Raw genomic sequence first — 24,906 nt, 5'->3', positions numbered from 1 at the left:
GCTTCGGCTGCCGGTAGAGGTCCAGCAGTACCTGGTCAAGCACCTGCGAGGCGCCCCATGGCTTGGGGTCGTTGAGGATGGCAGCGACGGCCCAGGTATGCCCGTTGCTGTCGCGGCTGAAGCCGGCGATGGCGCGCACGGTGTTGAGAGTACCGGTCTTGATGTGCGCCTCGCCGCTCATGGCGGTGCGCTTGAGGCGTTTGCGCATGGTGCCGTCCATGCCTACCAGCGGCATCGAGCTGATGAATTCGGCGGCGTACGGGCTCTTCCAGGCAGCCTGCAGCAGCGCGGCCATCTCGCGGGTGCTGACCCGTTCGGCGCGGGACAGGCCGGAACCGTTCTCCATCACCAGGTGTGGCGCGGTGATGCCTTTCTTGGCCATCCATTGGCGCACCACGCGTTGGGCGGCACGGGCGTCGTCACCGTCGGCATCGGTGCGAAACTGTGCGCCGAGGCTGAGGAACAGCTGCTGAGCCATGGTGTTGTTGCTGTACTTGTTGATATCGCGGATCACCTCCACCAGATCCGGCGAGAAGGCCCGGGCCAGAAGGCGGGCGCTCTTGGGCACGTTCTCGATACGGTCGCGACCCTGGATGCTACCGCCCAGTTCAGCCCAGATGGCGCGCACTGCGCCGGCTGCATAGGTGGGATGGTCAAGCAGCGACAGGTAGGTCTGCGAGTTGCAGCCGTCGCCGAGCTGACCGCTTACCGTCACGCTGACGCCGTCGGGCTGTACCACCGGGTTGTAGCGTACGTCGCCGGTGCACTGCTTGCCGGACGAGGCCTTGACCTGGTTGTCGATGCGGATGCTGGCGATCGGTGGTTCGACCGCAACCGTCACCCTGCCGCCATCGTTGCGGGCAACGAAGCGCAGGGCCTTGAGGTTGACCAGCAGCGAGTCCGGCTTGACCAGGAACGGCTTGTTTTCGTCGCCGCCATCGTCATTGAACTGGGGCAGGTTGGGCTGAACGAAATGGCTGCGGTCCAGGACCAGGTCGCCGGTCACGGTACGCACGCCATTGGCGCGCAGATCGCGCATCAGCAGCCAGAGCTTTTCCATGTTCAGCTTGGGATCGCCACCGCCTTTGAGGTAAAGGTTGCCATTGAGCACGCCGTTGCTCAGGGTGCCATCGGTATAGAACTCGGTCTTCCATTGGAAGGTCGGGCCCAGCAGCTCCAGCGCGGCGTAGGTGGTCACCAGCTTCATGGTCGAGGCCGGGTTGACCGACACGTCGGCGTTGAACACGGTCGGTGTGCCTGGCCCGTCGAGCGGCAGCATGACCAGGGACAGGGCCGAGTCCTGCAGCTTGTTGGTCTTGAGGGCTTGTTGCACCTTGGGAGGCAAGGTGGTGTTGACGGCGGCGGCCTGGACAGTCAGCGAGAGGGGTAGGAACAGGCCGGCGAGCAGCAGTGGGCGGAGCGTCTTGATCATAGGTGCACTAACCCTGCAGGCGAGGGAAAAAGATAAAGGGGCTGTAAGCAATGATGGCCCCAGATCGAAATATAGTGCGCATTATGCCCCAAGCGCGACACACATGGGTTTCGTTCGACGGAAAAGCGCCGTTGGACGCCGGAAACTGGTAAAGTGCCGCGCGTAATTAATTGAGAGGATTGTTTCATGGCTACCAACCGTTCCCGTCGTCTGCGCAAGAAGCTGTGCGTTGACGAGTTCCAGGAGCTGGGTTTCGAACTGAACCTGGACTTCAAGGAAGACCTGTCCGATGAAGCCATCGATGCCTTCCTCGACGCCTTCCTGGCTGAAGCCATGGATGCCAACGGTCTGGACTACGTCGGCGGCGACGATTTCGGTCTGGTCTGCCTGGCCAAGCGTGGTTCGGTCAGCGAAGAACAACGCGCCACCGTCGAAGGCTGGCTCAAGGGCCGCAGCGAACTGACCAAGATCGAAGTCAGCCCGCTGCTGGACGCCTGGTATCCGGACAAGCCGATCAACTCGGCTTCCTGATCCCTGAAGGCGGCTCCCTCCGGTCGCGCCGCCTTATCCCGCCTTGGCCAGGTCGTTCAATTGCCTGGCCAAGGCGTGCTCCACCCGACGCATGTGGCGCGCCAGCGCCTGACGACGCGTCTTCAGCTCGGCCAGGGTCAATCCGGTCGCTTCCAACGCCTCGCACGCCTGAATCAGCATTCTTGCATCCAGCATTCTGGCCGCGCTGAGGATCTTGTGTGCGTGGGCGGCCAGCCCGTCGGCGTCCTGCGCCGGGTCGATCGCCATCAGTATCTCCAGATCCTGGCGCAGGCTCAGGTGCAGCGTGCTGAGAATCCGGTTCCGGTCGACGACACTGTCACCGACGATGGCCGTCAAGCCTTCGAGGTCAAAGCGGTGTCGAGGTGGGTTGCGGCCGATGCATTGTCGGGAGAGACCGGTAATGGCAGCCAGCCGCTGGCCAAGCACTTGCAGTCCTATGGGTTTGAGCAGGCAGTCATCCATGCCGGCGTCAAGGCATTGCTGGCGTATCTCGGGCTGGGCGTTGGCCGTGTAGCCGAGCATGGCGCAGCGTGGTCGCCCCTGCAGGCGCTCCTCCGCCCGTACGGTCCTGGCGAGTTCGTAGCCGTTCATCTGTGGCATGTTGCAGTCGACCACCAGCACGTCGAAACAGCCCTCGCGCCATTTGCGCAGCCCTTCGCGTCCATCGCTGGCGCTTTCCTGGCGTAGCCCCAGATAGCCGAGTTGCTGGGCCATGAGCAGCAGGTTGGCCGGGTGGTCATCGATCACCAGGATTCTCAGGCGAGTATCGGGCCGCTCGATGTTCGTGGTGGCAGGCAAGGGCGACTCGACCGGGTCGACCCGTTGCAGGGGCATCATCAGGCGCACGCGCGTGCCTACACCCTGAAGGCTCTGCAGACTGAGTTCGCCGCCCATCATGGCACACAGGTTGCGGCTGATGACCAGGCCAAGCCCGGTGCCGGCCCGAGCGCCATCGCTGTACGGGTTGGCCTGCACGAAAGGAGAGAACAAGCGCTGCTGGTCCTGTTCATGGATGCCGATCCCCGTGTCACGTACTTCCAGATCCAGGGTGGTCACCGTCGGCTCGTGCTCTATGTGCAGTTTAGCGGTGATATGCACCTGGCCCTGCTCGGTAAACTTGATCGCGTTGCTGACCAGGTTCGACAGCACTTGCTTGAAGCGCAGGGGGTCGAGCATCGCATGGCAGCGTGCCTCGGGGGAGATGGTCACATCCAGTGTCAGACCCTTGTGCCGGGCCAGCCCGTCGAAGACACGGCCGACCGATTCGATCAGCGCGGCAAGGTCGACCGGTTCCGGCGCAAGGGACAGATGGCCAGACTCGATGCGGGCAATGTCCAGGATATCGCCGATCAATCCCAGCAAGTCCCTCGCCGAATGATGGGCCACCTCCAGCGCCGGGCGGTCGAGCTGCCCTTGTTCGGCGCGCTTGAGCGCCAGCTCCAGCATGCCGATCAGCGCATTCATCGGGGTGCGGATCTCGTGGCTGATGGTGGCGAGGAAAACGCTTTTGGCGCGGTTGGCGTCATCGGCCTGCTGTTTGGCCAGGCGCAGGTCCTGCACCAGGTTGCGTCGCTCGCTGATATCGATCCAGCCACCAATGATGCCTTGCATCTCGCCCAGCGAATCGCGGTAGGGGAGGATCCAGTGATAGATGGTCAGCTCCTTGTCCTTGAGGCGTAGCGGGCGGTCGAGGATCAGCGGCCGCCCTTCTTCCATTACCCGTCGGTAGTCATCCTGAACCTGGCGGGTGTAGTCACGATCGCTGAACTGGCTATCCTCCAAGCGCTTGCCCATGACCTGTTCAAGGGTCGCGCCCACGGCAAGCAGGTAGCTTTCGTTGCAGCTCTTAAGGCGCCCTTCGCGGTCGCGCACGTACATCGGATGAGGCGTGCCATTGAGCAGTGCGCCCATGAACTCCAGTTGGTCGTTGAGTGCTCGTTCGGCACGTTGGCGCTGCTTGATCTGGCGGCGCAACCTGGCATTCCAGACCAGCGCCAGTACCAGCAGCACGCCGATGACCCCCACCACCTGGAAGATGATCCGCCTGTAGTTGCGCCAGTAGGCGTCCTCGCGTAGGCCGTGGTCCCGCCATCGGCTGTTGATCACCCCAAGCTCTTCGGGAGAAACGCTCAGCAATGCCTTGTCGAGTATCGACGCCAGTTCGCCGGCCTGAGGTCTGGTTGCCATGGAGAAGGTCGCCGGCTCGGTGCCGACCGTGCTGCGGATGACGAGGTCGTTGCTGGCGGCCACCATGTGGTTGGCATCGATGAGGGTGGCGATGACGGCGTCCACCGCGCCGCTGCCCAGCAGTGCCATCGAGTAATAGGTGCTTTCGGTTGCCACCTGGTGGATCCGCGGATGCTGGGCGGTCAGCAGTGCGGCAACCGTGCTGTCACGGGGAATGGCCACGCGCTTGCCTTTGAGTTGCGTCAGGCTGCTGGGTTGATCGGCCCCGATATGGCTCACCAGGACGTAGGCGCTTTCCAGGTAGGGCCTGCTCACCTGCAGCGCGCTACCCTGGCGAGCGTCGATGGAGAGGCTGGCGATGATGTCGGCGCGGCCGGACTCGAGCTGATCGACCATGTCGCCATCGCCACTGGCGCGACGTATCTCGAAGCGCATGCCGGTGCGCAGGCGGATGAGTTCGAGCAGGTCGGCGACGATGCCACGCAGGCGGCCGTTACTGTCGAAGTAGGTGAGTGGCGCGGCAGTTTCGTTGACCACCACGCGCATGACCGGATTGTCACGCAGCCAGCTTTCTTCCCGTGGCGACAATTGCAGTTTACGGTCGGTCAGCAGATTGCCGCTGCTGGCGCTCCAGCGTTTGAAGATATCGTTGCGCGTGGCGCTGGACTGGGCATCGAGCGCGGCATCCACCAACGTCAGCAGCATCTGCTCGTCCTCACGCAGGGCGAAGCTGAAGCCCACGGCTTCGTGCTTGCCGAAGTTGGCCATGCGCAGATGAGGCAGGTGACCTCGGCTGATCAGGTAATGGGTGGAAACGGTGTCGCCGATGAATACGTCCGCTTGTTCGAAGGCGACCGCGTTCAGGGCCTGGGTGGACGATTCGAAGGTCAGTAGCTCGGCCTTGGGGTAGCTGGCGCGGATCTCCTCGGTGGGCAGGTAGTGGTAGAGCATGCTCAGGCGCATACCCTCAAGGCCCGTGTCCAAGGCCCGGGTCTCGTCTTCACGGGTCACCAGTACCGGCTGGTCGATGGCATAGGGACGTGACAACGCCAAGCCCTGGGTAGTGGCTTCATAGCCGTTGGCACTGCCGAGCAGATCGATATGGCCATTCTTGAGTGCCGCCACTGCCGCCGGCCTGCTGGGGAAGCGGCGTACGCGCACTGGCACCCCCAGGGCATTGCCGATCAGGCCCGCATAGTCGGCGGTGAGTCCCTGGTATTCCCGGCCGCCCGTGGAAATGTCGAAGGGTGGATAGTCTGGCGCCGAGGTGCCCAGCACCAGTTCTCGACGCGTCGCTAGCCACTGACGCTGCGCGGGGGGCAGCACCGGGTGGACCGATGTGGGGGAGGAGCGGCTGAGCAGGGTATACGTACGGCCTGCGTCGACGGTTCCGCTGGCGCATTGCAATGGAGCGCCCAGGCTTAGCCACAGTAGTGATGCAGCGAGGTACCTCCACATCACGACCTCAGACCAGTGCGTTGCGCTTGGCGACGTCGATCAGCTCCACCAAGGTGCTGGCCTGCAACTTGTGCATCAGGCGCTTCTTGTAGGTGCTGACGGTCTTGTTGCTGAGAAACATGCCTTTGGCTATTTCCTTGTTGCTGCGGCCCTGGGCAAAAAGTTGCAGGACCATCAATTCACGGTCATTGACCTGGCGAAACAACTCCAGTTCTTCGTTATCTTTGGTAAGTGGTGGGTTGAGTGCCTGGCTGGGGAAATAGTTGTATCCGGAGAGCACCGCCTTGATGGCGCTGAGTAACTCGCTCAGATCTTCCTGCTTGCAGACATAACCGGCGGCGCCCGAATGCATGCAGCGGGTGGCGAACAGGGCGGGTGATTGCGCGGTCAGCACCAGGACCTTGAGCGGGATGGCCATGGTCTGGAAGCGGGACAGCATTTCCAGTCCGTCGAGCTTGGGAATACTGATGTCGAGGATTTTCTAGACAAGACTTTTTTAGTGTCAAAGCCCAAAAGGCTTTGACTGCTCTTGAGCTTTTGATCTTGCTTGGCTTCTCAGCCAAAGCCCGCAAGGCTTTGGTGCTCCTGCTCCTGCTCCTGCTCCTGCTCCTGCTCCTGCTCCTGCTCCTGCTCCTGCTCCTGCTCCTATAGCTGGAGCTCTGCAGTGATTCTGACGGGGAGTGCTCTGGCTCTGAATTAGCTATCCGGTAAAAAACATGCTTGCCCCAGTTTTGTTAGCTCATGGGGCGCCTAGGCGCGTCACTCGTCAGAAGCCTTCCAATATCTCTGCACCGTAGTCTTAGAAAGCCCCAACTGCTGAGCAACCTCCAGCCGACTCAGTCCCTGAGCCTTCAGCCTTTGCACTTCAGCATTTGCCTTCAGGGCCCGCGCGGTGGTGGGGTGAGGAGCGTCGATGGCACCAGGCTCAGCAGGAGGGACAGCGTCGAGCAACTGCAGCTTCTCCAGATCGGCAGTCGCCAGAGCCAGCAGTTGATTTGGAGTGACGCCTCGTTCGGCTGCGAGCGCAACAGCGAGGAGGGCAACAGGCTCCACCCCCAGAGCCCCTGCAAGCTCCACACTGAGCTTCAGCGTCGGGCTCGTTTTCCCGGCCTCCAACTGGCTGATGTGTGACGAAGCAATCTGGTCGCCAAGGTCTTTTTGGTTCAATTGGCGGCTGACGCGGACTAGGCGCAGCGCGGACGCGAAGCCCTTGGGAATCGACATTTCACGGCTTCCAAAAAAGGAACGGTATGCCGTGTTTGCGATGATCCAAACAAATCTATATAGTTGAATCGTATGGATCATGTCGTGCGCATGTCGCTGCCTCACCATTTGCCTTACCTGAGCCCCGCCGCCTCAAAGAGAAGGCAGTTTCAATATAAGACTAATTCGACTTTTACCACCAGGCCCCTAGCGGCTGGCCAAATGCTGGAGAACTTCTTGCGCGTCCGAATCTACTCTGACCTTCACGTCGAGTTCGCCGCCCAACCGAAGCTCGATTTCGAGGGCGCCGTTGATGACGACCTGGTGATCTTGGCGGGTGACATTCATACCAAGGGGCGCGGCGTTACCTGGGCACAGAACGCCTTTCCAGTCCCGACTGTGTACGTCTGCGGCAACCACGAATTTTATAAGGGCCATATTGATCGCACGCTTCAGTCGATGAAGAAGTCCGCTGCTGGCACTAATGTCCACGTGCTCGAAAATGAGTCGGTGACCATTGGCGATCTTCGCATTTTGGGTGCCTGCGCTTGGACAGATTTTTCTTCGAAGGGAAGCGTCTACCAGTCTTCCCAGGAAGCTCGCAGTGTCATGAACGACTTCCGCTTGATCAGGGCAGGTGATGAATACCGGAAATTAAGAGTCGACGATATCATTCGGCGAAATCACCAGACCTATGACTATCTAAGTCAAGAACTAGCCAAGGATTTTGACGGCAAGACGTTGGTAGTTACTCACCATTGTCCTCTTGTTGAATTCTCAGGGGCTGAGAAAGATTCGGAGTTGATGCCTGCGTATTCCAATGAATGGCCAGAGCTAGTAGGCCAAGCTGATTACTGGGTTTTTGGGCACACTCACCATCGAGTAGATGCGATGGTTGCCGGGTGTCGCTTAATTAGTAACCCTAGAGGCTATCCCAATGAAAAGTGCGGGTTCGATCAAGGGTTTGTCCTTGAAATTATTTGAGATATTTGGATTGTAATGCCAAATTATGTAGAGAAGTTGGCGGCGGCAGCCCATCAAAAATTCAGTCGCGCTGTAACCGGCTACTTGCTGGACGCGCGGCTCAAAGAGAGTGGTGTCAGAGGTGCGATATTCAGTGACTCTCTCAATAGATACCAGGATGGCGATAGCATCACGACGAGTGCTATCCAGGAGACACGTCAGGAGCATGGCTACACGCTGTTTTTGACTGTCTCAGGGTCGTGCTATGTAGCTGTCACTCATCTGCTCTTCGTAGAGGAAAGCTTCGGCGGTATTTCGCAGACGGTCATACTGCGCGCCAGTTAAATGGGTGTAGATGATGGTTGCTCAGTTGATCCCGGCGTCATAAAAAGTTACTAAGATGGACATAGGTAAGGGAAGTGCATGTCTGAATTGAAGAAGGCCAAAATCATAGTAAAAAATTACGATGCTCAGAATAGTTCTGAAATTGATGCGCTTTACACGCGAGTCAGGGTAGAGGATGAGCAGGGCAAGGCGTTCTACTATAAACAAGTCGTTGTTCCAACGTATCTGCGGCGACATGGTGCGCTCGTTACGGACTCACCACGCACTTGGTATTATAAACATTCCTCCAAAAAGTCGATCATTATCGTGGCCGTCGAGAAATCTGATGGCAAGGTCGAGTATGATTTTGACGATCTTCGAATTATCGCTCGGTCGACTTTGTTGAAAGGCATTTTGATGTCTGTGGCGGCAATTCCAATGGGAGTGATTGCTGCGACAGCCACGTTTGGTCTCGGGCTAATTTTGATTCCTATGGCGTTTTGGTACAGCTACAGAAACATTTTCAAGCTGCCAGGCCTGTTGAGTCGGAAGAAATTGGTGGGCGAGTTTGCGGCTTACGGGGTCACTGTTAAATAGAGGAAGTGTCAAAGTGACTGGGCGCTACCCAGTCTGCTCATGCGTAATCATCACTGCATGGGCTTCTGGCCGGCTACGCCACTCGGTCACAATGGATGCGGATCAGCCCCAACTCGGGTGATGAATCTCATGGGCCCAAACGTTAAGATAATCAGGTTTGGCCCCTGTGGCTTTGCACCTTGGTGGTCGCGAGGCAGCCCGCGTGATTGGAGCGTTTTACCGATTGGACATGTCAGCCATCAAGGCACGCCTGCATAGAACCTATGCGCTCACTGTCATGCGGATCTTTCAAGCTAAGACAAAATTCGGGTTCTGGCGGTCGCGTCACGGCATGAAATTGATTGCCATCCCCGTCCTCGGTGGAGTGGCTGTAAGCATCCTGATGATTCCCTTTTTACAGTCTTTGGTAGGCGACGTCTTCAGTAGGCAAGAGAACCTGGGTGCGCTCAGAAGTCTTCTCGGAGGGATGGGGTCGGCATTGATTGGAGCTGCAGCGATAGCATTCTCCATCATCGTCTTCGCGATGCAGACGAACGTTGAGCGGATGCCCCATGGGCTTTTCAAGCAGTTCAGTTCTGATCGGCGGTTGCTCTGCTCGTTCGTCGGATCGTTCCTCACCGCCATCGCAATTTCAGGCACATCGTTGATCCCGGATGCGAGTTGGGCGATCCCAGCGATGCTCACCGCTATCTGGGGTATCGCTGCGATCGTGCTCTTTTTTCTTTACGCCTACCGTCGAGCGCTCCAGCTTATCAATCCAATGGAGCAGCTCAACATCATGTCGAACACGTTGAGTCGCGATTTGCGGAGATGGAGCCGGCTAGCGGACAACGCTGCCATCCTCATGAGAAAGGGGGCGGCTCCTGAGGCCAATGGGGAAGGTGAGCGGTTCCAGTTCAACGAAACGAAAGCAGCCTTTTACCAAGCCAATCCTCAATGGGTCACCGCCGCGCACCAAGCGATCCACTATGGAATTTCATATGCGAAGCGCTTCGCCGGCCAAGGCGATTACGAAGTCACCGACTCTGCTTTCCATCACCTAGTGCTGATCAATGCCGCTTACTGTGCTGCCAAAAATGGCACATTTGTTGGCGGCAACGGTTTTTTTGCCGTTCCAGGAGAGAGCGACCACACCATCAACACTACGCTTGAGCAATTGAGGCAGACGATGCAAGACGCGCTATCCAGGGGTGATGAGCGACTTGCAGAGAGCACGATCCGCGCGTTTGGTGGGCTTTATGGGGTGTATCTGGGGATCGACTATTCCGGGCGCGAGCGCAGAAAGCATCACGCCCTGCTTGCCGCAACCTATTTGGCTTCGGCAGTTGAATCTGTCGCAGCTCACGAGATGCCTGATCTGATGATGCAAGGCGTTCGAATAATGGGTAAAGCATCAGCCGTGGCTCTCGAACACGTGCCCTCCAGCGACATCGGTACTTTAGTGGAGAAAATCGGCATCTTCTCGCTGGTGGGGGTTGTGAAGGCCAGCCACCAACCTGTCACGCTGACTGGCGTCGAGCAGCTCGCCACCATAACCCTAGATCTTCTAGTCAAGGGCGACCGTGATGTAAGCGCGCTTGTCAGTAAGCTGCGTTCTGCCGTGGCGACAGTCTCGAAGAGCTATCTCGGAACTGTAGATGGGGGGCTTGCATCCATTCACAGCATGACGCTCGGGCCATATTTTTCGGGCGCCAGCGTAGCTTCATTTAGGGGTCAGCTTACTGCCCTTGTAAACGAGCTATTGGCAGCGCCTCAGGAGCACGACCAGGCGGCAAGGATCATTGGCAATGTCGAGACCTGGGCCCATCAAATCTTCATTACCCATAAGGAGCTTCTCCTAGCAGCTGTGCAGAGCCGTTCTCAGTTCACCTTTGATGCTATCGGCTGGGCTATCGACATTTCGGCACTCTTGAGTGCCCTGTCCGAAGCCCCGGCCTGCCCGGAACATCTGCAAGACGAACTAATCCGCCACGCTGACTGGCTCCTGGCCACGCTTTCGTGGATTCCAGATGACAGGGAGACGGTGACCTTCGTTGAAAACTTCGCGCTTACCGAATGCTTGTTTGAGTCTGCGTGGAACAGCTTTAGGCGTGGTGGTGATGAGCTCTACACTCAGTCCCGAAAGCTGTTGATGGGGTGGGGGAAGAAAGGTGGCAGGCATGAAACCGGATGGGACATTCTGAACAGCGCTGTGAAGGGGTTGACAGCATTGGCGCTTGCCGAAGGAGGCGAGGACAGTCTGACCAACCTCCAGGTCGAGCTCAGGGCGATGCTTGCTAGCGACGGAGCACCCTCTCAGGAAATCCGTCAACGAGCTGCTGATCGATTAACCGAACGCGCCCATAACCCCTTTGGCGATCGCGCATTCCGTTCCATCGACCGCATTCTTGGCCAGCAAACGCCAAACCGCGTGCGTGATGCGTTGCTTGAGATGGCACAAATTTTAGCCGATGAGCCGCAGCCGAGAGCCATGTGATGCCTCACACAGCTCTTAATCCAGGGCTTGACTCACAACTGTCTGCGCGTGCCTCATCACTCGACTGGACACGTTGAAGAGGTCGAAAGCTGTCACTTGGTGCTTTTCGCCCAAGTCGAAAATTTCCTCAAGCTTATGCTCCTTCCCCGTACCTGGATCTGGATATCGACCAGCCCAGCTGACGAAGTGGCTGAGCCCCCGAAGAATGGCTCTATCTTTCTTTGAGAGGTCGGGCAGGAACGAGGCAAGGTCATCTAGCCGGTGATGCAGAGTTTTCTTGCCCATCTGGGTGTAACCCTCGATCCCCTTCTCGACGATGATCATCGCCTTGAGACTCACTTCAAGGCTGTAGCCAATGAGCATCATAGCAATCGCGCAGTACTGGCTCTCACAGACCGCTCGGACGGAAAGAGGCATCTCTGAAAATCGCTGTTCCTTGAGAAGCACTGCTGATGCCGCCTCAGACATAGCATGCGCCTGGGTCATCCAGAGCACAGGGTTCTTCAATTGCTCACTCAAGGGTGTGATGGATGGATCGAGAGGATAGCCAGCATACAAGCTCGCGGTTTCCCACTTCATCGCACCTAGTGCGCTGTGTGCAAAAGGGTCTTGGGCGAAGGTTTCTCGTCCTGGAGGGAGTGAGTTACGTAGATTAGCCATGCCGGAAATGTCCATTTAGGGTTTGGATACGGGGTGGTTCAGCGCTTGGGGGTGTGGCTTTGCGTCCACCGCCCAGCGTCCGTTTTGCCCGACGGGCTATAGATTCAAGGGTAAAGATTTTTGCGATCTCTCCAGCATTGCCAGTGCTAAATGAATGTCACTGTAAAAGATTAGAAATCGTGCGTCGAACTGCGGCAGTCCAGCGAGCGGTAGGCGATGAGGCCGACTCACCAACGGAGGCTCTATGATGGGTGGCAAATCATTCAAGGCCCTGACTGAAGAAGAGTTCACGACCATGATGGTTGAATTCGATGCAGCTGGTCAGTGGATGCTTGAGCAGTTGAAGTTAAAGCGCGTAAACGCAAGTACAACCGTTCCTCCGCTGCCCATGGGGGAGTCGCTTGCGCTTCTATCAGCAACCGAAGTTAGCGCAACCATGGGTTTCTGCAACGATGATAAACAGGCCTATGATGCCTATGGTGATGACTGAATGCGCTTCCCGGGGCAACGGCGGCTCACGCGCATGAACGTGAGCATGTATGTCTGATGAAAGTGGACTGTTGCCTCATGTGAAAGCGAAGGGCTGCGATTTACCAGGGTGGGACGGAAGTCCAGCCAGAAGGCTGTGCTCGACTGAGAAGGTGGCCACTACAATGTGCATTCGTGATGGTTGGAGCCAATATTGATGGAGCAGCAGATTAGTGGATTTGAGGATCGTGAGCGATCCCAATTGGAAGTTGTTGAACGGCTGGTAGCAACCGTTGGGGCTGGGGCCTTTGAGATTGAAGTGCAGCGCCTGACCGCTCTTCACAAGGTCGATATTGATGCGCCCATCCAAATTTTCATGCGCTGTCCGCATCATTCCCCAGTCGAGATGAGCGATGTACTCTTCAGCGTCTTAAGCCGTGCTTGTGACGAGATAACTAACCTGGAGCCTCGTCTGATCAGTCTCCCTGCTTATGGGTGTTGTGACAGCCAGCGGACAGCTCTACCGCAGGGGCTCTGGCTTGACCTTGTAAGGTTTGCCCGCGAGCAATTTGACCCCGCTGCGCTGGATGCAGAATTTTTAGCGGCGCGGTTGAAAGATGGTATGTCGAGCAAAGAGGCCTTTGATGCCCTGGTAAATTTCAAGCGATCAAGTGGTGGCCGGGCTAACAGTGTGTGACCAGAGCCTTGGGGCGCAACGCTGGGTTCGGCTCAGTCTGGTCGATGTATCATCGGTCTCTCACTAGTGGATCAATCAAGACCGAAGGTTTTTCAGGCGCCATAACCATTTTCCAAGCGCCCAATCAGCTCGATGGCGTCTTGGACGGGCAGATCAATCGGGCGTTTTTGGCCCAGGACTCGCAAAGGTCGCGATAGCCAATCAATCGCGAGGTTCTGATCACCAAACAACTCAGCTGCTGCATCAAGCAGGCGGGGGGCGATCGCTTCTTTCAACTCGCCATTTCCCAGCGACGAACGCATCGCATTGTCCAACGCGGTTTCGAGCGTCTCCAGCGCCTCTCTGACCCGGGCGTCCTCTCGAAAATCGTCACTGTTTGGTTGGTGCTCTTTACAGTGGCGCAAGAGAGCCTCGGCGTCGTTTACGTTTAGATCGAGCAAAATGAGCATCTGAACTCCTTCAAGCCAAGATCAACGGTCAAACGAGCCAGCCCAGTGACGGGCCGACCTTGAACGTGCAGGTGCTCGCGCAGCAGCTCTAGCGCAGAGCCTGTGCCTCGGACAGCTTCAAGTGCAGTGATCATCCGATTTGGACATAGAGGCAAATCATGTCGAGCTGTTGCTGTAACGTCCTCACAGGATGGCTGGCGCCCCTCGCAATGGGTCTCGTCTACTTCAGTAATTTCCATGCTTCACCTGTGAAAACTAAACTAAAGCTTAGATTTGGCGGTTGCAGAGGCGAGACGCGAGGAAATCTAAGCTTTAGCTTAGTTTTCAGCGAGCGTGTGCCCGTCCATGGGCCTCGAATCGACGTCGACTTATCCTTTGAACAATTACAATTCTCAGCGACCTTTAGGTGGAGTAGGGGTATTCGAAGGGTTATCGCCTTGGCTAGTCGGCTGGTACCCGGCCCCTGGCTCTGGGCGGTTCAGCGGCGCATGCTCTATAGGTTGGTAACCCTTTTTCAAGAGTTCAGGCTGATACCCATTACCAATTCTCTGCCGGTTCTCGCTCATGCTATTGCCCTCAGAATTGTCGAAATTCGATGTGAGATATCTCTGAACCACTGACCAGGACACCTGCGCTGGATTCTACAGCACGGATCAGGCCACCATCCTCAACTATCCATTCTTGCTCAAGGTAAATCTGCTCGGTCGCCGGGGCGCTGGATGCAAACGACTGTCCGCCGTAAAGCCCGCCGATCGTACCGCCGCCCTTGAGATGCACGATCACCCAGTAGGGCTTGCGCTGTTGAAAAACAAAATCCCAAGGCTTGGCAGTAGGGTGAGGGGCATTCCTCTGAAACACCTCCCAGGATCGCATCCACCGCCACATGACCGCCCAGATCACGGGGCCTACCAGCAGAACCACCACGTAGAACATCCCGTAAAGCATTGGGTGTGCAGTACGCAGCGCGCTTTCCTCTACCGCGAAAATCAACCAGAGGAACAGCGCGTAGTTGATGCAGCTGTACGCAATGGCATCGACCACCTGGTCTGCCGCATTGCGTATCACCCCTGGGTGGAAGAGCTGATAGCACTTGATGCTGATGAAGCCCGGAATGACAAATGCGATAAACAGGATCAGCTTATCGGCTGCCCAAATGTCCATATCTTCCCCGGTAAACCATTCTTAGTAATACCACAGTGTGCCATCAAACTGTCCACCATGGGACGAAGAGGTCTCGGATCTCCGACCTTGTCTTGGGCTGCGTCCTGGTCAAGCTCAACGTCGTGTTGACCATTAACTTGATTGACTCATGATGAGGTCGATCGGGATATGGCTGCGAATCTGTCATGCGCATTGGGGCCTGATTGGAGTGAAGGAGTGCAGGCCTGGCGGTAGCACTTACGTGAGCCAAACGTAACGCTGAAGCCGAGATCGCGGGACAAGCTCAGACAAAGAATGTTTATTTGCGACACTGTTTGTTCAATCGCGCCATTTTGGCTACCCCCCCCTCTTGAAAATTTTTAAGCGAGACGGAGTTCTTGTATTTGAAGACAAGAAAAAAGCTACGCACTCAGGCCCCCCGCAATGCCTGGTTCTGATGTGATGCAATGGCCTCGCTTGTCGCCTTTGATTTTCAAGCTTTTCGCTCCTGAGTCGCCTTGCCGAAAGGCGAGGCGAGGGCTCTGCCGGGAGATCGTCTTTTGGGCCGGAGGCCACTGCTTTGCCTTTGATCACAAAAAGCGAACTGACTTACGAAAATTTTGAGGAGGGTCAGTGCGCCTAGATTTTGCCAACCTCGTACAACACAGGCGTGGATGAACGTGGCCGGCATTTTAGTTTGAGCCAGGCGAGTCATACGCGGTGGCTTTTTCGGTATATTGACTCGCTGGTGATCAGCAGGATTCAGGCTCTGGCACTGGCCCGTAAGGTTGGCTAATTCACCTGAAGATCCTGGTCAACGGCGTCGCCTGGTTCGCTTTCAGCATCCTGAGCGCGATTGTGGCCAATTGTTCCCAACGGTTTGAGGTTTGTGAGTGGGCGGTTCTGTGGAAGAACGCGTATGGGAGAGGGCCTGGGAGGTTTACGGCGATTCCCTGGCCCTTGTATTGGATGATGCACTTGCTGGCTACAACCGATCACCCGGCTTCGATGAGCTGACGCGGGTGCACTACAACACGGTTGGTCGTGAGGGGTTACAGTTGTTGACCCAGGCCTTAGGTCGTCGCTGGCCGAGCAATAGCGGAGGGCAATCTGACTTGTATGTCGAGATCCGCGCTCGCCTTCGTTCCCACTTGCACGAATACCTGCTTCGCAGGATCGTGCTGGAGCGGCAGGAAACCCCCGATCTAAGGGATGCTCTTTTTGCGGGTGATGTTGGTGTCTGAGAAAGACGTCCCAGTGCCCCCTCGTTGTTAGTCCCCAGTGAACGTAGAGATGAATGGAATGAGCGAGACACTGAGTGAACAAGAGATGCGCCTGGCGCTCTTCGGCAGTGCTGGGGCGGCTTCAAGACAAGGGGTTCAACCGGCGGCATCGCTATCACCCCTTACCAAAGCCGCTGTGTCAAAACCGCTGTCTACGCGACTACGGGTTAAACTCCGCGTAGCAAAAGTATTTGAAGGCCCTGAAGAGGTCTTCGTCCACGATGCCAACACCCTTAGCACTTTGATCGCTGAAGCGGAGGCAAAAGCTGCGGCGAAAAAAAAGAAATTTCGCTATTTTGAAGTTGCTTCAATCGAGCCGGTGCAGGTTTGAACTATCGGATCGCCCGCTCTGGCCACCTGAGCACTGCTCACGATGACCCCCTGCCGCAGTTCCAATGCCCGCGTACAGTTAAGAGAGTTGTATGACCGCCCACCATGCTGCCCAGTACAGTATCCCTGCCGACTGGCAGCAATTTCAGCGTCTATCCGTAGCGGTCGCAAGCGCTCACTTCGGCATTGATTTCCACAGCTACGGGCGCAACGGCCAAGGGCAGGGGGGTATCGACTCCTACGCCTACACGCTCGATGGCCGACTCATAGCCATTCAGAGTAAAAGCAAGGATGGGGGATACGGTGCCGCCCTGAGCCCAGGCGACGTCACCAAGGCGGTAAACAAAGCGCGTGATTTTAAATTCAAAATTGATCTTTTTGTGATCCTCACGAGCTCACCTGACGACACAAGACTTAGCGACCGGGCTCTTGAAATCACGCAAGCCCATCAGGCCAAAGGCGAATTTGCTGTGGAGGTCTGGGGATGGCAATCCATAGAAGATGTCATTCGCAGGCATGAAACGATCCAGAGATCCTATTACCCTCATACTGCCACCAAGACAAGCACTTGGCACTGGGTCTTTCGGGCGGGTGCCCTATTCAGCCTGATTTTAATGGGTGGCTACGGAGGCTTTGAATACGTAAATCAGCGCGCCGCAACGAATCGAATTCACGGTGATACTGGCGTTGGGGTGCAAAGATTTATTCAACAAAATGATCGCTTAAGCGAAGCTTACTCGAACTGCCAGAATGAGATGGATAAAGATATTTTCTTGTCCTCTTTCGAGTTTGACCACTATTGCACGATGCCAGTGGGAAAGCAGTTGTTGGCCATGCGGGAAAACCTGCAGAAGATTGTTCTGGACATAGATCCAGAGGTTTTCGAAAAAATGACGAGCATGGTGGATATTCTTGGGTCGTATTACCACCAAGGGCGCCGTGCTAGTGCGCTAACTGCTGCGTATGAAGATGTATATAGAAAAGATATGCTCAATTTCTGCAAAAAGCAGAGTGACCATCTCATTACCGATAACCTTAGGCAGCTCCTTAAGTCTGCCGCTGTCCAGCAGCTTGAGTATTACCATTCGCTAAGTAGCTATATCTATCCAAGCTTATCGGCAATGAAAGCACAAGTTATTGCCTCGGCACTGATCATGCGTCGGCATAAGGTCGCACCTAGTGTGATGGCCGAAGCTAACGAGCTCAATGATCTTCTTTCGCAAAATCAAGCCTATCATCTTGAAGAAGTAACCTATCCATTCACGCTATCTGCCGTGAAGATGATGTCATCACCTTATGCCGGCCTGGTTGATAAATCAGGTGCTTCATCAGAAGTTGAGGCGTTGCGTGAGCGAGAGGTGCTCATTGGCGGAAGCCTTACGAGTTATCTTGGCCACCCTGAGGAGGCTCGTCAAATTGTGGAGTGTGGAGGAATGAAGCCTGAGTTGATTCCTGCGCTGGAAAAGAGGGAAAGGAAAATTGAGGGAAAAACTACTGGCACTTCTACTGCTGAATCGGGTGATAAGGGCAGGCCGAGCTAAGTGGTAGGCGCTTACCTTGCCGCATTCAGCAAGCTATGCCCGGTAGTCCTATCAACAGGGAGGGCGGCAAGCAAACCTTGCCTACATGGGCGTGCTTGATGCAGTGAATGACAGGTGGGGAAGGGGTACGATGCGGCTGGCGAGCGTGCCTATCGATCCGGGCTGGGGTATGCGCCGGGAGATGATGAGCCAGAGCTTCACTACCCGGGTGGATGAGCTTTGGACTGTTTACTGTAAATGATGCTCTTCCAATTTCTGCGCGCGAAGCGATTGGGTACATTCGCCTGCTTCACATCGCATAACCCCCCGAAGGGGCTGTAAGCTGTACCTTAGAGCGCGGCATTGAGTGAGTGCGGAGGCAAGCAGATGAAACGAACACTGCTGGGAATGGCGGAGGCAGGTGAACCTCTACTGAAGCAGGCGCTGGAGGCCATCAGGGTCTACAACGAGGCAATGGCCCAAGGCCGAGACGACGCCGATCTTGAGCGCCTTCGCATTGAGGCGGATCACCTGTACCAGACCGTGATTGACTATCAACTGCACAAGGCCGGTACTCTAGGCGAACCAGTGCACTAATCCGGAAATTGCCGTCGTCAGGCCGTTCGCCTAGCAATCCCGATTGCGAGGCAGTTCTTAGTTAGATCTCACCTCCGTAAGCCCGTACCGCCGCCGCAGTAGCTAATGTATTTAAGGCTGTGGTACAGCTAATCCCGTAGACGCAGAGGCCTATCATGATGGCGAAGGATCTCAACAGCGTTCTGCCTCCTGACCATCCAATGTACTCGGACGCTATAAAGGCTTTGAAACGGTATCACCAAGCACAAGCCGAAGGTATTACCGGGGCGGAGCTTGAGCGTTTACGGCTGCTCGCTGAACATCAGTTTCAGGCCGTTACTGACTATCAGCTTCGCGTCCTTGGTGGCCCAGCCAAGCCCAACCATTAGCGATGCTATACGCCATAACGTTTGTTTCCCCCCCCCAGATGTGATGCAGTAGCGGCCCGAATTCATCTAGCGTGCAGCCTTTGAGTCATCTCTGGTGTCCTTGGTGTAATGCTCACGAGATCTAATCTATGCATCCAACGACACCAGACGGACGCTATTTTGTTGTCAAAGGTCAGCTCTGGCGCTGCACGAACCCTTCGTTGAGTGAATGCGAGCGGCAGCGCCTTGTCCATGACCTGATGGATGCTCGACGAGATGTCAAAAGGGCTAAGCGCGCTGACGATTCGAGCATGTTCAAATCTGCGCGTGCGCGAGTGAATGCCGCCAAAGTGGAACTGGGCGAGCGGGGGCCCGTTTGGTGGGACGACGGCAGCCCTGACTACAATCGATGTCGGGTAGACCTTTCGCCATACGCTGATTGGTACAACGCTTTGGATGCCACAAGGGATGAGTAATGTACGTCGAAAAGACCTTCACACCTCAACAGCTTTTTGAAATGGTGTGGGAGCGACCTGTCCTCATCATCGCTAAGGAAATTGGTGTTTCAGATGTGGGCTTTTCGAAGGCCTGCCGCAAAGCGGGGATTACGTTGCCCACCCGGGGCCACTGGGCCAAGCCAGCCTCGAAACGCCCGCGTCGTCCAAAGCCCCCAGCCTCTACCACGGCAATCACGTTTCATGTTCTAAATGTCGAGAAGGCTGCCAGGCTGAAGCCAGAGAATGTAGTCAAAGACCCTAAGATGTTGATCGTGCCAACGGAGTTATCCGCCCCCCATCCGTTGGTAAAAAAATGGCTTGGTGCAGCGAGCAAGGCCAAGGACATCAACGGTGCACTGGTGTTTGACAAAACAAAGGTATTGAGCTCGCACATATCCCGGAATGAGGTGGATCGCTGCGCGCTTCTCTATGACAGCTTGATCAAAGCCAGCGAGTCGTTGGGGTACTCCTGGGGTGTTGGTAATAAAGGTAGTTTCGTGCGAGTCGACGGGGAGGAGCTACTGATCACAATCCAGGAGCGCATAAAACGCTTCGATATTCCACCGCCCCCTCCCAAACCTCTCAAGCCTGGACAGCTATGGGAGCCTGACTTTGCCGCGATGAGAGCCGCTCGCTTCGGGTGGGAGCCAACTGGTATATTTTCCGTCATCGTCGATGCACGATCTGAGGTTCTGATTCAAAAAACTTGGACTGACAGCAAGACAGGAAAGCTTGAGTCGAAGCTCGGTCAAATCCTGACAGGTCTAGTTCGTATTGCCTCTTCCGTGAAAGCCCAACGATTATCCGATGAGGCAAGTCGCCGCCGATGGGCCGAAGAGGAGCGGGTGCGCAAAGAGGGTATTGATCAGCAGCGTCGCTTGGACAAACTGCGCCAGAATTTGATGAAAAATCTAGAAAGCTGGGAGCGCGCTCAGCGGCTGCGAGCGTTCATCCGGGCGACAGTCGAAGGCTCGCCTCCGGACGAAGCAACTCAGATGGCAATGGCGATGTGGGTTAGCTGGGCTACACAACAAGTTGAGCTGCTTGATCCATTAAAAGTGGATATTTCTAAAGTCATTGAGCTGTCCGTTGAATTGCCAAACTCAGAATACGGCTACTGGAGCAGCAGTAAGCAAGTCGATGACTGGTGGCCGTGAATTTTCATTTGGGTTTGAACTTTAACTGCGTTAGGATTCTCTCAAGACCATCTACACATTATGGAGCATTCACATGTCGCGTCTTGCAGAGTTTCGTCAACTTGAGCAAAAATTGGCCGCCCAGCTGGCTGAACTGGAGGCTTTGAAAGGCAGCAGTGAGCTTCAGAAAGAGATCGAGTTTGAGACCAAACTACGTGACCTGTTGAGTAAATATGGTTACAGCCTACGTGACATCATTAACATCCTGGATCCTCAGTCGGGACGACGTGATGCAGCTTCTGCTGTTGTTCCAGAGAAGTCGCAGCGCCGGGCTCGCCAGGTCAAGCAGTATAAAAATCCAGAAAGCGGTGAAGTGATTCAAACCAAGGGTGGTAATCACAAAATTCTGAAAGAGTGGAAAGCGAAGTACGGCGTTGCCAAAGTCGAATCCTGGATTCAATAATTAGCGTTCACAGCCCCGCTTAGCGGGGCTTTTCTGCGATACGCCAGGCAAAGCGCGTTACGCGTCAGCGCAACCCGCTTGACTGCATTCAGCACGCCCAACACAGCTCAAGGATTGACTAACCTTCGCGTTCAAGCGGATTCTTCGAGCTTTGATAGCGCTTTGAACGTCTCGATTTTCTCGAACTCCAGCTCCTTCAAAATCATCTGCTTCGCCTCATTTTTGTCTAAGCCTCGACGGGGGTCATCAAAATCGATGTTTTTAATTCTCAGTTCAATTTCGCTGTCGCGGTTTTGACCGTTGTTGAATTCAGGGAAGCTCAATGAAATAACGCAATTCCCATCTAAACCGAGGAGGCTAAAGCGAAATTTGGCGTCTAGGCGGTGAATGAGCAAGCACGTCCGGTATTTTGCGTTGGCCAAGAAATCAGAGTCCTCTAGGCCTACCCCGCGCAGATCGAGGCCGCGTATGCGCTCTTCCATCCAACCCAGCGTTTCAGGTAACGATTGTTCCTCATCGGGCACCAAGCCGATGTCTACAACCTCCACGAACGAGACGGTTGCATAGCGGCTGTCCCTGGTCAGGCCCAATAGATAGTCAAATCGTTTGGCGTTAGTGAAATCGCAGAATCGAATCTGGCGAACCTTGGCTTTTTGGGCGATCTGGCCGTGTTCCTTGAAGTGGCTGATGAGATGCTTGGTAACGGCGCGGTTCGTCTGTTTGGTCTCAGGGGCTGTGTGGGTGCTGATCACGATCAGCTCGTCCTTGGACTTGTTTTTTTGAATCTCGATCGAAGCCTTGAACCGCTTGCGTGAATCTGCCCAGCTTTTGGAGCGGTCGAGACGCTCAATTTCAAAATCCATCCGAATCGCATCTAGGCTGCCAGGTACCGGATAGAAGCTTGGGGCGTTCAAAACTTTGAAATTCTCGAAGTCCAAATCCAAGACCTTGTTCACGTCAAGGTCGTCCGGGATGCTGCTAATCAACGTTTCAGTACCGGCCCACTCGATTATCTGGGTGGTGATCTTCGGGTTGTCTTCCTTAGCGGTGTAAAGCTGCTGGAGCTCGACAAATTCGCTAGGCTTGAGCAGCGACAGCGTCAATGCAGGAATGCTCTGCTCCTTGTCCTGCAGCGAGGTAAAAACGCCACGTCGGCGGAGCAGGGTTTTCAGATCACCTTTGGATACGAATGGCTGAACCAAGTAGCTGCGCAAGCTTTCCCCTTGGGGCAGGATGGCGTTTTCATCATCAATCTGCATTACACAATACTCCGGAAATCGGAACGGTAGCTGATCACTTCCACCAGGTCGGCGAAGTCTTTGTTAGCAATCGACGCTTTAGCCAAAGCGGCTTGGCGACTGTGTTGGCTGAAGTTGTAGTCAGGGAAGCAGATCAGCACCTGCTGTGGGTAATCCAGTGCAACAGAGCTGAGATACCCGATCAGCCGGCGCATACCCTCCTCACTGAAGGTGTCGTCACAGCACACAGCCAGTTTCTTGGCGGCGCCATCGGTGATGAAGAAGGGAATGATTCCGCTGGTGAGATATTCAGCAGGTAGCACATCACCCGAGGTTACCCGCTGGGATGGGTCGACATTCTTGCCTGTCGCGGGGTACAGGAATTTGACGCTGGCGGCACCGTAGGCATTGCGCATGAAGGTGATGGCTTCGTATAGGAAGCTGGCCCGCTTGTTATCTACCACGTAGATAGTGCCGTAATTGAATTCGTCGAGCATCCGGCAGCTGGCCACCTCAGATACCACGTCGTGATCCTTGGCGTTTTTGTCGTTGATCCAGAACAAGACGCCTGATATCACCTCGGTGCTGATGCCTGTCCTACCAGTGTTGATATCCCTGCGTTGCTGTGAGCGCTTGAAACATTCCATGGCCATGGCCAGGTCGATGAAATGGCTTTTAAACTGATTTGTAGGAGAGGCGGGGTAGGCTTGTGTTGAAAACTTCGACGAGATGCAAAAATGCTTGAAGACTCCATCCTCCAGAGGTGAGCGGTCTGAGTACACGAAGTCGATTCCATGGGAAGACCGTGCGGAGCTTGAAACCTGGTGTGGGGTAGGTCGGATGCAAGCCACATCCATGTTCTGAATCGCTGCCTTCCAACCGATCAGGTTCAAGAACGCTGAGACAATGTCCTCACCGTGCTCCCCCACACTTTTCGACCATTCACCCACTAGCAGTACTCCCCAATTAGTTTTTTACCGGTGCGACGAGGCCTGCCTGTCGGCTAACCATTGAACGCTGTTTGAACAATATCCTAGCGAGAAAACTCTGCTCGGCAAGCACTAATTTCAAGAAATCGGTAGAGGCCGCGAGTTTCAAGGGCTCGGATCCACTTATTGTGTAAAAGTACACTTTTTGATGGTGTTTCCTCACATTTTGTGGCGAGCCATCCACTGTCAGTGAGCTTGCAAATAATTGTTATGCGTTGTAGGTGTGGCGCGCCCGGGCGAAGGGCATTTATTTCTTTATTTTCGTTCATTGATGTGGTGCGCCCGCCCGGGCCATTAATAGAGCGTCAGCTTGGGATGGTAATTACTACCACTGGGCAAGAAATATCTTTGTTATTAGCTGCGAATTGATTTTGCGCGCTGTCATTTACAATTCTGAACATTCAATCGGATTTTTGCTGAGATGCTAAAAACCCAATTGGATTGTTGCGCGTCCAAGTATATTCCAAGCGATACACATTTTCTGTTGTCACAGGTGGTATGCGTCATTGCCTATGCGTCGATTCTGCCAGCCTCACGATGCATGACCGCCGTCCAAATGGGTTATTGATTCTCGCCATGCGTGCCACAGCGTTCATTGTGAAATGAAATTTGCTACGCCAGTATTAATAGTTAGGCAATTGATTTGGCAAGCGTGCACGGTTCGCAGTGTTGCAAACGGTCGCGCGAACCGGTGCTCCGTTATACGTCGCACCGGTTTGGTAACCAATTGAGGCAGAGCCTGCTGCCAAGCTAATTGGATAACGTTGTGTTTCTCGCCTTTTGCTGCGATCCAATGCAAATTCAGGGTGCTAAAGCAAAGCATTTTGCGTCGAGATGGCACGGTAGGTTGCGCCGGAGGCGAGGGTGATGGGCGACCAAACGCATTGGCATGCGCTGTTGGTGGCAATGCCGAAAAGCAATTTGGTCGTCGTCATGGCGGTGACGCTGCAGACCCCGTTTGCTTCTGCAACGGAAGGAGGGGGCCAAAGCAATTTTTTGCCAGGGCTGGATGGCGAGGTTGTCAGTGAAGTGGACGAGCTGCCGGGTATGGTGCTCCAACTGAATTAGAAGGCAAACGCGTTGAATTCTCCAAGTTGCTTTGCCCCGAGCGGTGGTGGAAGCCACCGTGAGTTTTCCAGCCAGCGAGGTCGAAGCTGACTGTTCCAATATCCTTGGAGTCCTAAGGCAAATACCGATCTGGCTCAGTAGGCTGCGCGGTGCTTTTATGGCTGTTTCCATCCGGGGAGAAGCCAGGTCACCGCTCACCGCTCGCACTTCATGTCAAAAAGCCATCGTGAGGTGAGAAAGCAGCTACGCTTTAGCAAAAAATTGCGTGTTATGGAGAGGGATCCCCGCAGGTGAAGCGTCTACTTCTTTTAAGTGGCCCGATGGCTAGCGGCAAAACCTCCGTTTCCGAATGCTTGAAAGCACACCATGGGTTCGAAGCAATAAGCAGCGGCAGCTTTCTTCGGGCGCAGCTGGCCGCCCGAGATGAGCCCAATGACCGCCATAACCTCCAGGAGCTTGGCGATGCACTGGATAGCGCCACAGATTTTTCCTGGCTAATTGAATCGGTCGCCAGACCAGCAATCGACGCGCGTCCAAATACCGAGAGTTGGTTGCTGGATGCAGTGCGCAAGGCCCGTCAGGTGGAGCTGTTTAGGCTGCACTTCAGAAACGCGGTAAGGCATGTTCACGTGACTGCACCCGAGTCGGTTCTTCAGCGTAGATACGCTGAGCGCGGAGCCGATCAGCTTGCGCTGTATCAATCCAGCGTTAACCACCCCAATGAGCAGAGCGCGCGGTCGCTCGAATGTATCGCTGACAAGGTGGTGAACACCGAGGAACTCAATCTTTTTGACATCGCCAATCAGATACTGGAACTCTGGGAGCATTAGCG

At 55.4% G+C, this 24,906-nt stretch carries 24 protein-coding genes and 2 pseudogenes; 17 read left to right on the top strand and 9 right to left on the bottom strand.

Annotation, left to right across the window (positions count from 1 at the left end; all coding sequences use genetic code 11):
- The coding region (gene dacB / locus N7422_RS10940; protein WP_279806535.1) for a D-alanyl-D-alanine carboxypeptidase/D-alanyl-D-alanine-endopeptidase at positions 1–1,432 on the bottom strand (1,432 nt) is incomplete at its 3' end.
- 186 nt (positions 1,433–1,618) lie between these two features.
- Here dacB and N7422_RS10935 point away from each other — a divergent pair.
- Positions 1,619–1,963, top strand: coding sequence for a YggL family protein (locus N7422_RS10935; RefSeq protein ID WP_279806534.1), 345 nt, complete (start codon positions 1,619–1,621; stop codon positions 1,961–1,963).
- Between the two features lie 33 nt (positions 1,964–1,996).
- Here N7422_RS10935 and N7422_RS10930 read toward each other — a convergent pair whose 3' ends face one another.
- From N7422_RS10930 to N7422_RS10920, 3 genes and pseudogenes are all read right to left on the bottom strand, one after another.
- Positions 1,997–5,629, bottom strand: a complete 3,633-nt coding sequence (locus N7422_RS10930) for a transporter substrate-binding domain-containing protein (protein WP_279806533.1) — start codon at positions 5,627–5,629, stop codon at positions 1,997–1,999.
- Positions 5,630–5,636: 7 nt separating this feature from the next.
- Positions 5,637–6,107: pseudogene (locus N7422_RS10925) on the bottom strand (response regulator transcription factor); the annotation flags it as partial.
- Positions 6,108–6,388: 281 nt separating this feature from the next.
- Positions 6,389–6,853 carry a helix-turn-helix domain-containing protein gene (locus N7422_RS10920; protein ID WP_279806532.1) on the bottom strand — a complete coding sequence of 155 codons (465 nt, stop codon included), beginning with the start codon at positions 6,851–6,853 and terminating at the stop codon, positions 6,389–6,391.
- Positions 6,854–7,069: 216 nt separating this feature from the next.
- On the opposite strand from N7422_RS10920, the gene N7422_RS10915 reads away from it, so the two are divergent.
- The 3 genes from N7422_RS10915 to N7422_RS10905 all read left to right on the top strand — a co-directional run bounded on the left by N7422_RS10915 (position 7,070) and on the right by N7422_RS10905 (position 11,192).
- Positions 7,070–7,816, top strand: a complete 747-nt coding sequence (locus N7422_RS10915; RefSeq protein WP_279806546.1) for a metallophosphoesterase — start codon at positions 7,070–7,072, stop codon at positions 7,814–7,816.
- A gap of 402 nt (positions 7,817–8,218) precedes the next feature.
- On the top strand, positions 8,219–8,716 hold the full coding sequence (locus tag N7422_RS10910; RefSeq protein ID WP_279806531.1) for a hypothetical protein: 498 nt from the start codon (positions 8,219–8,221) through the stop codon (positions 8,714–8,716).
- A gap of 229 nt (positions 8,717–8,945) precedes the next feature.
- Positions 8,946–11,192: a hypothetical protein gene (locus N7422_RS10905; RefSeq protein WP_279806530.1), complete on the top strand. Its 2,247-nt coding sequence runs from the start codon at positions 8,946–8,948 to the stop codon at positions 11,190–11,192.
- Between the two features lie 15 nt (positions 11,193–11,207).
- Here N7422_RS10905 and N7422_RS10900 read toward each other — a convergent pair whose 3' ends face one another.
- Positions 11,208–11,852 carry a hypothetical protein gene (locus N7422_RS10900; protein WP_279806529.1) on the bottom strand — a complete coding sequence of 215 codons (645 nt, stop codon included), beginning with the start codon at positions 11,850–11,852 and terminating at the stop codon, positions 11,208–11,210.
- A 244-nt stretch (positions 11,853–12,096) separates the two neighbouring features.
- On the opposite strand from N7422_RS10900, the gene N7422_RS10895 reads away from it, so the two are divergent.
- Both N7422_RS10895 and N7422_RS10890 read left to right on the top strand, forming a co-directional pair.
- Complete coding sequence (locus N7422_RS10895) at positions 12,097–12,342, top strand: hypothetical protein (RefSeq protein WP_279806528.1); 246 nt, start codon at positions 12,097–12,099, stop codon at positions 12,340–12,342.
- Positions 12,343–12,537: 195 nt separating this feature from the next.
- Entirely contained in the window at positions 12,538–13,017 is a 480-nt protein-coding gene (locus N7422_RS10890; protein WP_279806527.1) for a hypothetical protein, read from the top strand.
- A gap of 92 nt (positions 13,018–13,109) precedes the next feature.
- Here the strand turns inward: N7422_RS10890 and N7422_RS10885 are convergent, their stop codons facing one another.
- Positions 13,110–13,466, bottom strand: a complete 357-nt coding sequence (locus tag N7422_RS10885; protein ID WP_279806526.1) for an antitoxin Xre/MbcA/ParS toxin-binding domain-containing protein — start codon at positions 13,464–13,466, stop codon at positions 13,110–13,112.
- A 576-nt stretch (positions 13,467–14,042) separates the two neighbouring features.
- A complete protein-coding gene (locus N7422_RS10880; protein ID WP_279806525.1) occupies positions 14,043–14,627 on the bottom strand; it encodes a DUF6338 family protein in 585 nt (194 codons plus the stop codon).
- An 884-nt stretch (positions 14,628–15,511) separates the two neighbouring features.
- On the opposite strand from N7422_RS10880, the gene N7422_RS10875 reads away from it, so the two are divergent.
- From N7422_RS10875 to N7422_RS10835, 9 genes and pseudogenes are all read left to right on the top strand, one after another.
- Positions 15,512–15,850, top strand: coding sequence for a hypothetical protein (locus N7422_RS10875; RefSeq protein WP_279806524.1), 339 nt, complete (start codon positions 15,512–15,514; stop codon positions 15,848–15,850).
- A gap of 58 nt (positions 15,851–15,908) precedes the next feature.
- Positions 15,909–16,220 carry a hypothetical protein gene (locus N7422_RS10870; RefSeq protein ID WP_279806523.1) on the top strand — a complete coding sequence of 104 codons (312 nt, stop codon included), beginning with the start codon at positions 15,909–15,911 and terminating at the stop codon, positions 16,218–16,220.
- A gap of 91 nt (positions 16,221–16,311) precedes the next feature.
- Positions 16,312–17,760: a hypothetical protein gene (locus N7422_RS10865; protein ID WP_279806522.1), complete on the top strand. Its 1,449-nt coding sequence runs from the start codon at positions 16,312–16,314 to the stop codon at positions 17,758–17,760.
- 85 nt (positions 17,761–17,845) lie between these two features.
- Positions 17,846–18,001: pseudogene (locus tag N7422_RS10860) on the top strand (DUF4113 domain-containing protein); the annotation flags it as partial.
- Between the two features lie 125 nt (positions 18,002–18,126).
- Positions 18,127–18,336 (top strand): hypothetical protein, encoded by a 210-nt coding sequence (locus N7422_RS10855; protein WP_279806521.1) that lies wholly within the window; start codon positions 18,127–18,129, stop codon positions 18,334–18,336.
- A 158-nt stretch (positions 18,337–18,494) separates the two neighbouring features.
- Complete coding sequence (locus N7422_RS10850) at positions 18,495–18,704, top strand: hypothetical protein (RefSeq protein ID WP_279806545.1); 210 nt, start codon at positions 18,495–18,497, stop codon at positions 18,702–18,704.
- A 128-nt stretch (positions 18,705–18,832) separates the two neighbouring features.
- Entirely contained in the window at positions 18,833–19,159 is a 327-nt protein-coding gene (locus tag N7422_RS10845; RefSeq protein ID WP_279806520.1) for a hypothetical protein, read from the top strand.
- A complete protein-coding gene (locus N7422_RS10840) occupies positions 19,159–20,337 on the top strand; it encodes a hypothetical protein (protein ID WP_279806519.1) in 1,179 nt (392 codons plus the stop codon). Before N7422_RS10845 ends, N7422_RS10840 begins: the two co-directional genes overlap by 1 nt.
- A 73-nt stretch (positions 20,338–20,410) precedes the next feature.
- Positions 20,411–20,779, top strand: a complete 369-nt coding sequence (locus N7422_RS10835; protein WP_279806518.1) for a histone-like nucleoid-structuring protein, MvaT/MvaU family — start codon at positions 20,411–20,413, stop codon at positions 20,777–20,779.
- A 131-nt stretch (positions 20,780–20,910) separates the two neighbouring features.
- Here the strand turns inward: N7422_RS10835 and N7422_RS10830 are convergent, their stop codons facing one another.
- Positions 20,911–22,038: a hypothetical protein gene (locus tag N7422_RS10830; protein ID WP_279806517.1), complete on the bottom strand. Its 1,128-nt coding sequence runs from the start codon at positions 22,036–22,038 to the stop codon at positions 20,911–20,913.
- Positions 22,038–22,799: a hypothetical protein gene (locus tag N7422_RS10825; protein WP_279806516.1), complete on the bottom strand. Its 762-nt coding sequence runs from the start codon at positions 22,797–22,799 to the stop codon at positions 22,038–22,040. Before N7422_RS10825 ends, N7422_RS10830 begins: the two co-directional genes overlap by 1 nt.
- A 1,074-nt stretch (positions 22,800–23,873) precedes the next feature.
- Here N7422_RS10825 and N7422_RS10820 point away from each other — a divergent pair.
- Positions 23,874–24,074: a hypothetical protein gene (locus N7422_RS10820; RefSeq protein WP_279806515.1), complete on the top strand. Its 201-nt coding sequence runs from the start codon at positions 23,874–23,876 to the stop codon at positions 24,072–24,074.
- Positions 24,075–24,364: 290 nt separating this feature from the next.
- Complete coding sequence (locus N7422_RS10815) at positions 24,365–24,904, top strand: AAA family ATPase (RefSeq protein ID WP_279806514.1); 540 nt, start codon at positions 24,365–24,367, stop codon at positions 24,902–24,904.
- The last annotated feature ends 2 nt before the right edge of the window (positions 24,905–24,906 follow it).

It is taken from the genome of Pseudomonas sp. GD04091, from assembly GCF_029836165.1.
Taxonomy (GTDB): Bacteria; Pseudomonadota; Gammaproteobacteria; order Pseudomonadales; family Pseudomonadaceae; genus Aquipseudomonas.
Note: the sequence above shows the minus strand (reverse complement) of the source record. Positions and strands in the feature narration are given on the sequence as shown.